The organism is Pseudarthrobacter sp. 01T43, assembly GCF_056398665.1.
In genome coordinates this window covers 184,164-196,807 of sequence record NZ_JBFTPV010000002.1, presented here as the reverse complement: position 1 = coordinate 196,807, position 12,644 = coordinate 184,164, and the positions used below count along the sequence as shown (strand labels likewise).

At 63.9% G+C, this 12,644-nt stretch carries 11 protein-coding genes; 3 read left to right on the top strand and 8 right to left on the bottom strand.

The annotated features are described in order from the left end of the window. Window positions 1–44 precede the first annotated feature (44 nt). Window positions 45–2,057, top strand: coding sequence for a M3 family metallopeptidase (locus AC1DIM_RS02540; protein WP_477708921.1), 2,013 nt, complete (start codon window positions 45–47; stop codon window positions 2,055–2,057). Window positions 2,058–2,261: 204 nt separating this feature from the next. Here the strand turns inward: AC1DIM_RS02540 and pdxS are convergent, their stop codons facing one another. The 6 genes from pdxS to AC1DIM_RS02510 form a co-directional block, all read right to left on the bottom strand. After that, window positions 2,262–3,188 carry a pyridoxal 5'-phosphate synthase lyase subunit PdxS gene (gene pdxS / locus AC1DIM_RS02535; protein ID WP_477708920.1) on the bottom strand — a complete coding sequence of 309 codons (927 nt, stop codon included), beginning with the start codon at window positions 3,186–3,188 and terminating at the stop codon, window positions 2,262–2,264. A gap of 141 nt (window positions 3,189–3,329) precedes the next feature. Beyond that, window positions 3,330–3,953, bottom strand: a complete 624-nt coding sequence (pgsA, locus tag AC1DIM_RS02530) for a phosphatidylinositol phosphate synthase (protein ID WP_477708919.1) — start codon at window positions 3,951–3,953, stop codon at window positions 3,330–3,332. Next, window positions 3,943–4,530, bottom strand: a complete 588-nt coding sequence (locus tag AC1DIM_RS02525; RefSeq protein WP_477708918.1) for an HIT family protein — start codon at window positions 4,528–4,530, stop codon at window positions 3,943–3,945. Before AC1DIM_RS02525 ends, pgsA begins: the two co-directional genes overlap by 11 nt. A 20-nt stretch (window positions 4,531–4,550) precedes the next feature. Then, window positions 4,551–6,560, bottom strand: a complete 2,010-nt coding sequence (gene thrS / locus AC1DIM_RS02520; RefSeq protein WP_477708917.1) for a threonine--tRNA ligase — start codon at window positions 6,558–6,560, stop codon at window positions 4,551–4,553. A gap of 147 nt (window positions 6,561–6,707) precedes the next feature. Continuing rightward, on the bottom strand, window positions 6,708–10,196 hold the full coding sequence (locus AC1DIM_RS02515; protein WP_477708916.1) for a DNA polymerase III subunit alpha: 3,489 nt from the start codon (window positions 10,194–10,196) through the stop codon (window positions 6,708–6,710). After that, window positions 10,193–10,513 carry a DUF6504 family protein gene (locus tag AC1DIM_RS02510; protein WP_477708915.1) on the bottom strand — a complete coding sequence of 107 codons (321 nt, stop codon included), beginning with the start codon at window positions 10,511–10,513 and terminating at the stop codon, window positions 10,193–10,195. The genes AC1DIM_RS02515 and AC1DIM_RS02510 overlap by 4 nt, the downstream gene beginning before the upstream one ends. 153 nt (window positions 10,514–10,666) lie before the next feature. Between AC1DIM_RS02510 and AC1DIM_RS02505 the strand changes: the two genes are divergently transcribed. After that, entirely contained in the window at window positions 10,667–11,056 is a 390-nt protein-coding gene (locus tag AC1DIM_RS02505) for a hypothetical protein (RefSeq protein WP_477708914.1), read from the top strand. A 2-nt stretch (window positions 11,057–11,058) separates the two neighbouring features. Here AC1DIM_RS02505 and AC1DIM_RS02500 read toward each other — a convergent pair whose 3' ends face one another. Then, complete coding sequence (locus AC1DIM_RS02500) at window positions 11,059–11,379, bottom strand: chorismate mutase (RefSeq protein ID WP_477708913.1); 321 nt, start codon at window positions 11,377–11,379, stop codon at window positions 11,059–11,061. Window positions 11,380–11,398: 19 nt separating this feature from the next. On the opposite strand from AC1DIM_RS02500, the gene AC1DIM_RS02495 reads away from it, so the two are divergent. Further along, window positions 11,399–11,821 (top strand): VOC family protein, encoded by a 423-nt coding sequence (locus tag AC1DIM_RS02495; protein ID WP_477708912.1) that lies wholly within the window; start codon window positions 11,399–11,401, stop codon window positions 11,819–11,821. Between the two features lie 31 nt (window positions 11,822–11,852). Here the strand turns inward: AC1DIM_RS02495 and AC1DIM_RS02490 are convergent, their stop codons facing one another. Continuing rightward, window positions 11,853–12,602: an SOS response-associated peptidase gene (locus AC1DIM_RS02490; protein WP_477708911.1), complete on the bottom strand. Its 750-nt coding sequence runs from the start codon at window positions 12,600–12,602 to the stop codon at window positions 11,853–11,855. Window positions 12,603–12,644: the final 42 nt, after the last annotated feature.

Sequence of the window (12,644 nt, the reverse complement as noted above, 5' to 3'; positions counted from 1 at the left end):
GGCCGCGCATTGAGAAGCACGGGCCGGTGTGAAAGGTTAGCGTGATGACGAATCCCCTCCTCAGCCCCAGCTCGCTGCCCTACGGGTTGCCGCCGTTTGCCAACATCGGACCCGCAGATTACGCCCAGGCCGTCGCCGCAGGCCTTGCGGAACATCTGGCCGAAATCCAGGCGATCGTGGACAACCCTGCGGCTGCGACGTTCGAGAACACGGCCGTGGCCATGGAGGGGGCCGGCCAGCTGCTCCAGCGGGCGGCTGCGTCCTTCTTCACCCTTGTCTCGGCCGACGCATCGGAGGAGATCCTTGACCTCGAAACCGAACTTTCACCTCGATTTTCCGCCCACCAGGACGAGGTCTACCTCAACCGTGCGCTGTTCGACCGGTTCACCGCAATCGACACCTCCGGACTCGACCCTGAGTCCGTCCGGCTCGTGGAGGAGTACCTGAAGGAGTTCCGCCAATCCGGGATCCAGCTCGATCAGCCGGGGCAGGACCGGTTGAAGGGCATCAATGCCGAACTGTCCAAACTTGGCACGGAGTTTGGACAGCGGGTCAAGGAGGGCATAAAGTCGGCGGCCCTGCTGCTCGATGGCGCAGAGGAGCTGACCGGCCTGCCGGCGGACGATATCGCCAGCGCCGCAGAGGCCGCCCGCACCGCCGGCCATGACGGCAAATTCCTGCTGACACTGATCCAGCCCAGCAACCAGCCCGCTATGGCCGCCCTCGAAGACCGTAATGTCCGCCGCCGGCTGTTTGAGGCCTCCACCGGCAGGGGCAGCGACGGCGGCAGCCTGGATGTCCTGGACCTGGTGACCTCAATGGCCCGGCTTCGCGCTGAAAAGGCGTTACTTCTTGGTTTCGCGAACTATGCCGAATTAGTGGTGGACCGCCAGACGGCCCCCGACTTTGAGGCCGTCCAGTCCATGTTGAACAGGCTTGCCCCCGCCGCAGTCCGCAATGCGGACGCCGAGGCTGCTGCCCTGGCCGAGATCGCCGGGCATCCCCTGGAGGCCTGGGACTGGGCGTTTTACTCCGCCAAAGTGCGCCGGGAAGAATACGCTGTGGACGAGCAGGCGCTCCGCCCCTATTTCGAGCTGGATCGCGTCCTCCGGGACGGTGTCTTCTTCGCCGCCACATCCCTCTTCGGCATCACCTTCCATGAACGTGCCGACCTGGCCGGTTACCACCCGGACGTCCGTGTCTGGGAAGTCCGGAACCCGGACGGAACGGGACTCGGGCTGTTCCTCGGTGACTACTACACCCGTGAATCCAAACGGGGCGGCGCCTGGATGAACTCGCTCGTGGACCAGTCGGAACTGCTCGGCACCCGGCCCGTGGTGATCAACAACCTCAACATCTCCAAGCCGCCGGCAGGCGAGCCCACACTCCTGACGCTGGACGAACTTCGCACCACCTTCCACGAGTTCGGACACGCCCTCCACGGCTTGTTTTCCAACGTGACGTATCCGCGGTTCTCCGGAACTGCGGTCCCCCGGGACTTCGTGGAGTACCCGTCGCAGGTCAACGAGATGTGGATCCTGTGGCCCGAGGTCCTGGCCAATTATGCCCGGCACCACACAACGGGCGAGCCGCTCCCCCAGGACGTGGTGGATCGGCTTAGCGAGGCGCGGCTGTGGGGCGAGGGCTTCGCGACGACCGAGTACCTGGGCGCCGCGCTGCTTGACCTGGCGTGGCACGTGCTGGACGAAGCGGCAGTCCCGGACGATGTGCTGGCCTTCGAGGCCAAATCGTTGGCCGCGGCGGGAGTCGCCCACGCCCTGATTCCGCCGCGCTACCGCACGGGCTATTTCCAGCACATCTTTGCCGGCGACGGCTATGCGGCCGGCTACTATTCCTACATTTGGAGTGAAGTCTTGGATGCTGAAACCGTTGACTGGTTCAGCGAGAACGGCGGCCTGAACCGGACCAACGGCGAACGGTTCCGCAACGAGCTGCTGTCCCGCGGCAACAGCCGGGATCCGCTGGAATCCTTCCGCACCCTCCGTGGACGCGACGCAGAACTCGAGCCCCTGCTCAAGCGCCGCGGCCTGGAGTAAAAATCTCTTAACGAACGACGGCGGCGGGTCACCCACAAAGGTGACCCGCCGCCATCGTACTCAGGAGCGGAAAGGCGAGGGGCGGCGTTATCCGGCAGCGCGCGTAAAAGGGCCCCCGCGCCCTTAGCGGCTATAAAAGGTGCCAACAGGGCGCAGGGAATAGCGCGCCGAGGATGACGCCGCTCCTAGCACCAAAGGCGCGAGTTACCAGCCGCGCTCGGCCAGGCGGTGCGGCTGCGGGATCTCTTCCACGTTGATGCCGACCATGGCTTCGCCCAGGCCGCGGGAGGCCTTGGCGATGACGTCGGGGTCATCGAAGAAGGTGGTGGCCTTGACCACGGCAGCGGCGCGCTGGGCGGGGTTACCGGACTTGAAGATGCCGGAACCGACGAACACGCCGTCGGCGCCGAGCTGCATCATCATGGCGGCGTCGGCCGGGGTAGCGATGCCGCCCGCGGTGAACAGCACCACGGGGAGCTTGCCGGCGGCGGCAACTTCCTTGACCAGGTCGTACGGGGCCTGCAGTTCCTTGGCGGCGACGTAGAGCTCGTCCTCGGGAAGGGCTGCGAGCTTGGCGATCTCCGCGCGGATCTGGCGCATGTGCCCGGTGGCGTTGGAAACATCGCCGGTGCCGGCCTCGCCCTTGGAGCGGATCATGGCCGCGCCCTCGTTGATGCGGCGCAGTGCCTCACCGAGGTTGGTGGCACCACAGACGAAGGGAACCTTGAAGTTCCACTTGTCGATGTGGTGGACGTAGTCCGCCGGGGTCAGGACCTCGGACTCGTCAATGTAGTCCACRCCSARGGACTGCAGGACCTGGGCTTCGACGAAGTGGCCGATCCGGGCCTTGGCCATAACCGGCACGGACACGGCGTCGATGATCTTGTCGATCATGTCCGGATCGGACATGCGGGACACGCCGCCCTGGGCACGGATGTCGGCCGGAACGCGTTCCAGCGCCATCACTGCAACGGCACCGGCATCTTCGGCGATGCGGGCCTGTTCAACGTTGACGACGTCCATGATGACGCCGCCCTTGAGCATCTCAGCCATGCCGCGCTTGACGCGGTTGCTGCCCGTGACGCTGTTCGCGGACGAACCGGCTTCGCTGCTTACATCAGGTGTAGACACAAAAACCCCTATGGGTAGATAGATGATCTTCGCCGGACGTGAGGGCGGCAAGAAGCCGAAAGTACACGCACCGGGTTGCCGGATCCATTGACCGGGCAGTGATAATACTAGTCCCCCGGCAGGCGGTGGGCTTAATCACGCTTAATCCGAAGCCGCGGACTCCGCAAAGGCCTGCCGATGGACGGTCACAATACGCTGGCAAATCGTGACGAGACTGGCCAGTGCCAGCAGCCCGAGCGTCACCAGCAGGACCACCGTGGGCAACCCCAAACCTGTGAATCCGGTGACCACCAGCACCGATACCAGCCTCTCGGCGCGCTCGGCGATGCCGACGTTTGCGGTGAAGCCAAGTGACTCGGCCTTGGACCGCGCGTACGAGACCACCATGCCCAGAACGAGGCAGAGCATGGCCGCGACGGCGATCGCATAGTCCGCTCCCCCGGTGAAGAACCAGATGGCCACGCCCGCAAACAGGGCGCCGTCCGCGATCCGGTCCAGAGTGGAGTCCAGGAAGTTGCCCCACCGGCCGCCGGTATCCCGCATGCGGGCCATAATGCCATCGAGCACGTCCGAGAAGATGAACGCGGTGATGAACAGGGTGCCCCACCAAAGCTGTCCCAGCGGGTAGAAGACCAAGGCTCCCACCACCACGCCGGCGGTGCCGACGACTGTCACCGCGTCAGGGGAAACACCCATCTTCAGGAGCCAACGGGCAAGCGGGGTGAAAAGCGCGGTGAAGAACCCGCGCGCGTGCCTATTCAGCATCCGTCTCCCCGGGCCAGGCCTCGGCAACCAGCTGGCGGACCTCGTCCAGGGTCTGCGTAATTGCTTTGGTCTGGGCAATGATCGGGAAGAAGTTCCCGTCACCACCCCACCGCGGAACAATGTGCTGGTGCAGGTGGGCTGCGATTCCGGCGCCACCCACCACGCCCTGGTTCATGCCAAGGTTGAATCCGCCCGGGTTGGAAACCTTCCGCAGGACCCTCATGGCCGTCTGGCTGATCTCGGCGAACTCTGCGGTCTCCTCTGTGGTGAGGTCCGTGTAGTCCGGGATATGCCGGTAGGGGCACACCAGGAGGTGGCCAGGGTTGTAGGGAAACAGGTTGAGGACCACGTAGCAGGTCTTCCCGCGGTGGACGATGAGGGCTTCCTCGTCGGTCCGTCCCGGGCCCAGACAGAAGGGGCAGTCGTTTTCGTTCTTGAACTGGTGCTGGCCGCCCTTGATGTAGGCCATCCGGTGCGGAGTCCACAGGCGCTGGAATGCGTCCGGGACGCCCGCGAGATCAAAGTCATCGGTCACGCCAGCATCCCCTGGATATCCTGCGCCTGTGTTTTCCTGCACCGTGGTCTGTTCCGTTTCCGCTAGCTGGTCCGGTTACGGACGGCTTCCGTGATCCGTTTGACGGCCTCGGCCACGGGCACGCCGTTGTCCTGGCTGCCGTCGCGGAACCGGAAGGACACGGCGCCGGCTTCGGCGTCGTCGCCGCCGGCGATCAGGACAAAGGGGATCTTGTCCTTGCTGGCGGTGCGGATCTTCTTGGGGAACCTGTCCGACGACGTATCCACCTCGGCGCGGATGCCAGCCGCCTTGAGCTGGTCCACGACGTCGAACATGTATTCGTTGAATGTTTCGGCCACCGGGATGCCCACCACCTGGACAGGGGAAAGCCACGCCGGGAAGGCGCCGGCGTAGTGCTCGGTGAGAACGCCCATGAACCGTTCAATGGAGCCGAAGAGCGCGCGGTGGATCATCACGGGCCGCTGGCGGGTGCCATCGGCCGCCTGGAATTCCAGTTCGAAGCGTTCCGGGAGGTTGAAGTCCAGCTGGATGGTGGACATCTGCCAGGTGCGGCCCAGGGCGTCCTTCGCCTGGACGGAAATCTTCGGACCATAGAACGCAGCTCCACCCGGATCGGCGACCAGTTCAAGTCCGGATTCCTCGGCCACTTCGGCAAGGGTCCTGGTGGCCTCATCCCAGGCGGCGTCCTCGCCGACAAACTTCTCCGGATCCTTGGTGGAGAGCTCCAGGTAGAAGTCGTTCAGGCCGTAGTCCTTCAGCAGGTCAAGCACGAAGGTCAGGGTTTTAGTGAGTTCGCCCTTCATCTGCTCGCGGGTGCAGTAGATGTGGGCGTCATCCTGGGTCATGCCGCGGACGCGGGTCAGGCCGTGCACCACACCGGACTTTTCGTACCGGTAGACGGCGCCGAATTCGAAGAGCCGCAGSGGCAGTTCCCGGTAGGACCGTCCGCGTGCGCGGAAAATCAGGTTGTGCATGGGGCAGTTCATCGGCTTCAGGTAGTAATCCTGGCCGGGTTTGCGGACGGTGCCGTCCTCGTTCAGCTCGGCGTCCACGTGCATGGCCGGGAACATGCCGTCCTTGTACCAGTCAAGGTGGCCCGAGACTTCGTACAGGTGGCCCTTGGTGATGTGCGGGGTGTAGACGAACTCATACCCGGCCTCGACGTGGCGCTGCCGTGAGTAGTCCTCCATCTCCTTGCGGATGATTCCGCCCTTGGGGTGGAACACGGGCAGGCCGGAGCCCAGCTCGTCGGGGAAGGAGAAGAGGTCAAGTTCGACGCCGAGCTTGCGGTGGTCGCGCCGCTCCGCTTCCGCGATACGTTCCTGGTAGGCCTTCAGGGCGTCCTTGGTTGGCCACGCCGTGCCGTAGATGCGCTGGAGCTGCTGGTTCTTCTGGTTTCCCAGCCAGTACGCTGACGAGGACCGGGTCAGGGCGAACGCGTTGGAGATGAGCTTGGTGTTGGGCAGGTGCGGGCCGCGGCACAGGTCGCACCAGACCGTGGTACCTTCCTTGCGCTCCACATTGTCGTAGATGGTGATGTCGCCGGCGCCGACCTCCACGTTGACGCCTTCGCCCGCCTCGGCGGCCTCGTTCTTCTTTCCCAGGAGTTCGACCTTGTAGGGCTCGTTCTTCATGGCCTCGCGGGCTTCATCTTCACTAACCACGCGGCGGACGAACTTCTGGTTTTGGTTGACGATCTTCAGCATCATCTTTTCGAGGGTTTTGAGGTCCTCTGGAGTGAAGGGCTCGGCAACGTCGAAGTCGAAGTAGAAGCCGTCGGTGATGTACGGGCCGATGCCGAGCTTGGCGTCGGGGCGCAGCTGCTGCACGGCCTGGGCCATCACGTGGGCGGTTGAGTGTCGGAGTACTTTCAGGCCGTCCGGGGAATCGATGGTGACGCCTTCGATCTCGGCACCGTCGGTCAGCTCCTGGTCCAGGTCCTTCAGCTCGCCGTTAACGCGGGCAACAACAACGTCGCGGCGCTCAAAGAAGAGTTCCGCACCGGTTGTCCCGGTAGTCACCTTTGTCTCTTCGCCATCGACGATGAGGGTGATCTGCTGGGCATCTGACACGGGTGTCTCCTATTCAAAGTTTTAGGCTTCATAGCTTGCGGCATACGGGGACCACAGCCAGCCACCGTCAATGCTATCGGTTTCGCCGGAGGCCGACCAACGGGACCCGCTGGCCCGGGCGGACATTGCGGGCACCCGGGATGGGGCTCAGCCGCCCATTCCGGTGATGGCAAGGCTTCGGCTGATCCCGTCCAGGGGATGCGGCACATCGGCATCCTCCCGCTGGTTTCCAGGGAACGGCAGGGTGTCCACGCGGCTCAGGTCCCAGGCCATGCTGGCGCTCAGGCTGATTCCCCGTGGACCTGTCCTCCGCGTGGTGCCGCGGATGAGCAGCAACCGTGTGCCGAACAGCAGCAGTCCCGCCTGTTCCTGTGCTTCGTGGAAGAACACGGAATCGATGCAGCCCGTGCCGTCATCGATGCTGATGAACACCACCCGCCGCCCGCCGCGCATCGGCGGGGTCTGGGTGGCAATGCGAACGCCGGCCACCAATACTTCTGTGCCGTTGCGCAGGCCGAGCAGCTTGTCGGCAGTGGTGACGCCCAGCCTGTCCAGCATCGGCCGGTGGCTGTCCATGAGGTGCCCGCTGACATCAATGGCCATCAGGTCAAGTTCTGCCCGGACATTGTCCACCAGGGTTGGGGCAGGAAGCCCGGGTTTAACGTTCCGCAGTTCCACATCCCCCAGCGGCAAGGCCAGCTGCCCTTCCATAATGTCCAGGCCTTTCCGGGTGCCCCCTGTCGCTTGGAGTTTCTGCAGATGCTGGACGAGGTCCGCGCGGTTTGCAGCGCCGCCCGACTCCCGGTGCAGGGCATCAAAGGCTCCCAGCTGCGCGAGCCTTTTGATGCTGGGCCTGCTCAGCCGGGACCGGGCCCTGAGATCAGCAAGGGAGTCGTAGGGCTGGCCGGCAACAATCCGCTTAAGCTCGGCCCCGGAGAGGCCATAGATGCCGTTGAGGCTCAGCCTGATCCCCAGCTTGCCGGCATCCGCGCCGTCCGCCACCCGCTCCACCCGGTACTCGGCCTGGCTGCGGTTGATGTCCAGCGGGAGGATGGGGATACCCAGCCGCCGGGCCTCAGCCACCAGCAGCCGTTTGGGATACATGCCGGGATCGTGCTCCCACAGCCCGGCAAGGAACGCCTCGGGATGGTGCGCTTTCAACCAGGCGGACTGATAGGTGGGAACGGCAAAGGCCGCACCGTGCGCCTTGCAGAAACCAAAGCTTCCAAACGCTTTCAGGGTCCCCCAGACGTTGTCCACCACTTCCGGTGAATACCCCTTGATACGCGCCTCCCGACGGAAGAACTCTTCCACTTTCAGCTCCAGGACCTCATCGCCAAGGGCCCGCCGGAACTCATCCGCACGCGCCAGCCCGCAGCCGGTCATGACATCAAAGGTTTTCAGGATCTGTTCGTGGAAGACGGTGACGCCGTGTGTTTCCTGCAGCACGGGTTTCAGGTCAGGGTGCGGATAGACTTCCGGCGCGAAACCGTGCCGGTGTTCCAGGAAAGGCCGCACCATGTCCGATTTCATGGGTCCCGGCCGGAACAGCGAAATGTCGATGATGAGGTCGTTGAACTCACGCGGGGCCATCTTGCCGATCAACTCACGCTGGCCAGGCGACTCAATCTGGAAGCAGCCCAGGGTGTGGGTGCTGCGGATCAGCTCGAAGGTGGGCTCATCATCGAGCGGGACAGCGTTGAGGTCGATGTGGCCGTTCTCCGCGATGTAATCGGGCCCGGACCCATCAGGCCCCGCAGGATGGGTACCGGCCACCACCACTTCCGCTTTCGACGGATGGATCCGGATGACTTCCCGGATGGCGAAAGCCATCGCGCTCTGCATCCTGACCCCCAGCACATCCAGTTTGAGCATGCCCATGGGATCCATGTCGTGTTTGTCGAACTGGCTCATAGGCAGCCCCAGCCCGCTGGGCTGGACAGGCGTCCGGTCAAGCAGCGTTGCATCGCCAAGAATCACACCACAGGGGTGCATGGAAATATGGCGGGGCAGCCTGTCGAGGCGTTCGGTGAGGTCCACCAGCAGGTCAAGCTGCTGGTTTTCGGCGAAGCCACGCTGTTCCACCCGCCCGGCGAATTCCCGCAGTTCAGGTTTTTCAACCAGGGCTTCACGGAATTTCCGGGCTGAAAAACGCCACAGCYGTTTGGCGATCTCCCCGACGTCGTCATCATCCATGCCCAATGCCATACCGGCATCCCGGACCGCGCCGCGTGCCCGGTACCCGTTTTGCATGCTCATCAGGGTGACCCGTTCAGCACCAAACCGGTCAAAGATTTTCCGGTACACGTTGTGCCGTTCGGCGCTTTCGACGTCGATGTCGATATCCGGCAGCGTTGCCCGGTCCCGGGACAGGAAGCGTTCGAAGATCAGGTCATGCTGCAGCGGGTCCACCTGGCTGACATCGATCAGGTAGTTGACCAGGCTGGAGGCGCCGGAACCGCGGGCGGCTGCCCGCACCCCCATGTCCAGGATCATGCGGGAAACTTCCGCCACCGTCAGGAAATAGGAGGAAAATCCGAGGTTCCGGATGATCCCCAGCTCGTGCTCCAGCCGCGAGCGCATCTCCTTGTGTGCCGGGCCGGTGATGCCAGGGAACCGCCTCCCTATCCCTGCTTCACAACGTTGCACCAGTTCAAGGTGCGGGTCCTGGCTGATGCCGATGACCGATGCCTCCGGAACCACGGGCTGTTTCCAGCCCATGTCACTCACCGGGTCTATCCGGCAGTAGTCGGCGAGCGCCTCAGTTTGTGCCATCAGTTGTTTGAGGTCAGCGGTGCCATACCCTGCGGCGCGAATGATTTCCTGGCCCAGCTGAAGCATTTGCCCGGCTGATTTGAGCCACGCTTGCCCGTTGGGTTGGAGTAAGGGTTCTGCCGCAAGCTCCGGCAGGGACTTCAGGGTCCGGGCGGAGTCGAGCACGTCCGCCGTGGCGGCGCCGTCCTCGGCGCAATAGCGGACAGCGTTGGTGAGGACTGCCGGGACATGGTGCTCTTCGGCGAGTTTGAGCATGCGGACTGCGTGGGCGGTACTCAGGGGCTTTCCAGGGGTGGTGAGCTGGGAAACGACTTCTGCCACCAGGCTCCCGGCGGGCATGGCTTCCAGCCAGCGTTTGAAGAGAGTGCGTGGGCGCAGGTAGCGCCTGCCGCCCATGGCCCGTCCGACGTCGGAATCAGGGCCGATCAGGACGGTCAGGACCGGCTTGAGCGTCTGGGGGTCAAGGGTCCGGGAGGCGAGTTCGGCGCGGGTGACCGCCACGGGCACCGCTCCCCCGGCTTTTCCTGAGGTGCGGGCATGGGCATCGGACACCAGCCGGCACAGGGCGCGGTAGCCCGCCCCGTTGTTGTGTCCGCGGGCAAGCACTACGACCCGGCCCGCGATCTGGGTGCGGTGATCGCCGTCGTCGTCGAAGACCGCGAGGTCCACTCCCACAAGGGGATCGATGCCCGCAGCCATGCATGCTTTGAGGTGTTTGATGGTGCCGTACAGGCCGTCGCGGTCCGTGCACGCGAGCGCTGACGCGCCGTCCGCCGCCGCAACCTGGGCGAGCTCCTCAGGCCAGGAAACCCCGTAGTGCGCGCTGAAGGCGGTGGAAACGTGGAGGTGGGTGAAGCTCATGCTGTTCGTGGCTGGAGTGCGTCGTGGATCCGCAGCAGCCTCCAGCGGCCGCTGCCGAGATGCCGGGAAAGGTCCAGCGTGAGCGCTTCCCCGGTATCCTGCGGGTCCAACCGGACCTGGACGCGCCAGATCTCGTGGTCCACCAGGCCCGGGCCGCTGCCCAAGGGCGCCCGACGCTCCTCAGCCCACCACTGCCGGCGCTCGTACCACCGCACAGGTTCGGCGCACACCGTGTAATGCCGCCCGCCCCATTGGAGTTTCACCGGTTGGCCGGAAGCGGTGCAGTCGACGTCCACGGACTCGCTGAACATGCCCATGGGCGCCTCCCGAACTGAATTGGGCTGATGCGAGCTACTGACGCAAAAGCAGGATATTCGAATACATGTTCGAATAAATCCAGTCTACGACGGTGCCCCGGCAAAACCTAGACAGGGGTGGACGGACGGGACGGCTGGGGGCAGGATTATGGCATGAGCTCCCATGACGCACTCCTCAAGCACGTAAGCATCAAAGCCCAGGACAACACGCTCGTGGCCAACTTTGATATCGAGGGCAATATACCGGGGGCGGGTGCGTACGTTGTGGGACTTGTGGCGTCGAGCCCTGACCATTCTTCCCAAAGACGGCTGGGCATTGAATTCTTGAACGGGGAGGCCATCGCCTTCTACTCGTTCTGCCATGACCAGACCGCCGAGGAAAACTATGATCTTTCCGGGGTGACCCATTCGGGAAACACCATCACCGGCAACTTTCCCATGGCAGCCATTCAAGGCCTGGGCAAAGGGCACTACATGACGGCGTTCAGCGAGGCCGACGGCCGGGAATTCCAGTCCGGCGTCGCCGTCGAAGAGGCGCTCTAGCTTCAGCTGTTTTCTTTGTGGACCTTCATCTCAAGGTCGATAAACCCCGAGATCATGGCCCGGTACGTGGATTCCACGATGTCCGGATCAATGTCCCTCTTTTCCGCGGCTCCGCGAACGTGCTCAATCACCCGCTCCACCCGGCCCGGGGCGCGGACTTCAGCGTCGTCCCCCTTCAGGGTTCCGGCGATCCGGATCAGGCGTTCACGCCGGGCAATAAGCGTGACAATCTGTTCGTCAACTTCGTCGACCGCAATCCGAACGGCAGCGAGCTGTTCCTTGTCGGCCAAAGCTTCCCGATCGTTTCCTTGAATTGTTGCCATCTTCTGACAGTATCGAAGCATGCAGCCCAGAGTCGACTTCATCTCACTAGGCGTTCGCAGCGTTGACGCTTCCCGCCGCTTCTATGCCGAAGGTCTCGGCTGGCCAGTGCACCGTGAACACCCCGGCGATGTGGTGTTCATCCAGGTCAACCACGGACTGGTCCTCTCCCTCTGGGATGCCGGGCAGATGCACGCCGAAGCCGGTGTAGGGGTGCCCGGACCGGTGCCGTGCATCACCCTCAGCCACAACCTTCCCAGCACGGAGGATGTGGACCGGGTGATGGCCGAAGCCCGGGCCGCCGGCGCTGAGATCGTGGCTGCGCCCGTCACCCAGCCCTGGGGCGGGTACAGCGGCTATTTTGCCGATCCGGACGGCTTCCGCTGGGAGATTGCGTACAACCCCACCTGGGCAGTGGACAACGACGGCAGCGTGACCGTCTAGGGCACCGTCACCACATTAGACAAATCGCCGTCTAGAACAAGGCCTCCACGGGCCGGATGAGCTCCGGGGAATTGTTGCGCACGTTTCCCACCTCCCGGCCCACAGAATCCACGTGCCAGTCGGCGGCAACGTCCTTAACATGGGCGCGGACAAGATCCACGAGGAAGGCGGCGTCGTCGATCCGCGGGTCAAGCCACGATGCCATAGTCGCCCGGTCCATGGGCAGCGGCACCCGGTCATGCAGTTCCGTCAGCTTGCCGAACACCGTGGACTCGGTACCCGGCGGCGGGGTGTCCGCTGTCAGGATGGACGTGGACAGCATCCAGCGGCCGGGATCGCCGTCGGCCTTGGTCGGGTCCTTCCACCACTCGTACAGGCCCGCAAACACCAGACCACTGTCAGATCCCGGATGGACATAGTAAGGCTGCTTGACCTTGCCTGTCCCCTGCTTCCATTCGTAGTACCCGTCAGCGGGTACAGCACAGCGACGTGACTTCACGGCCTTGCGGAACGCAGGCTTCTCCAACACGCTCTCGCTCCGGGCGTTGATCATCTTGGCGCCAATGCCCGGATCCTTCGCCCACGAGGGCACCAGGCCCCAGCGGGCCAGATGCAGCTGCCGGACCGTTTCATCCTCAATGAGCCGTTCCAGGACAATGGGCACATCATCCGTTGGCGCCACGTTCCATGACGGCGGAAGATGCACTTCTTCCTCGAGCCGGGCGTCAAAATCGGCCAGCAGGTCACCCACGGCCCGGGCCATCACGTAGCGTCCACACATGGCTCCAGCATGTCATCACCGTTATGCCTTGTCAGCCGGTGC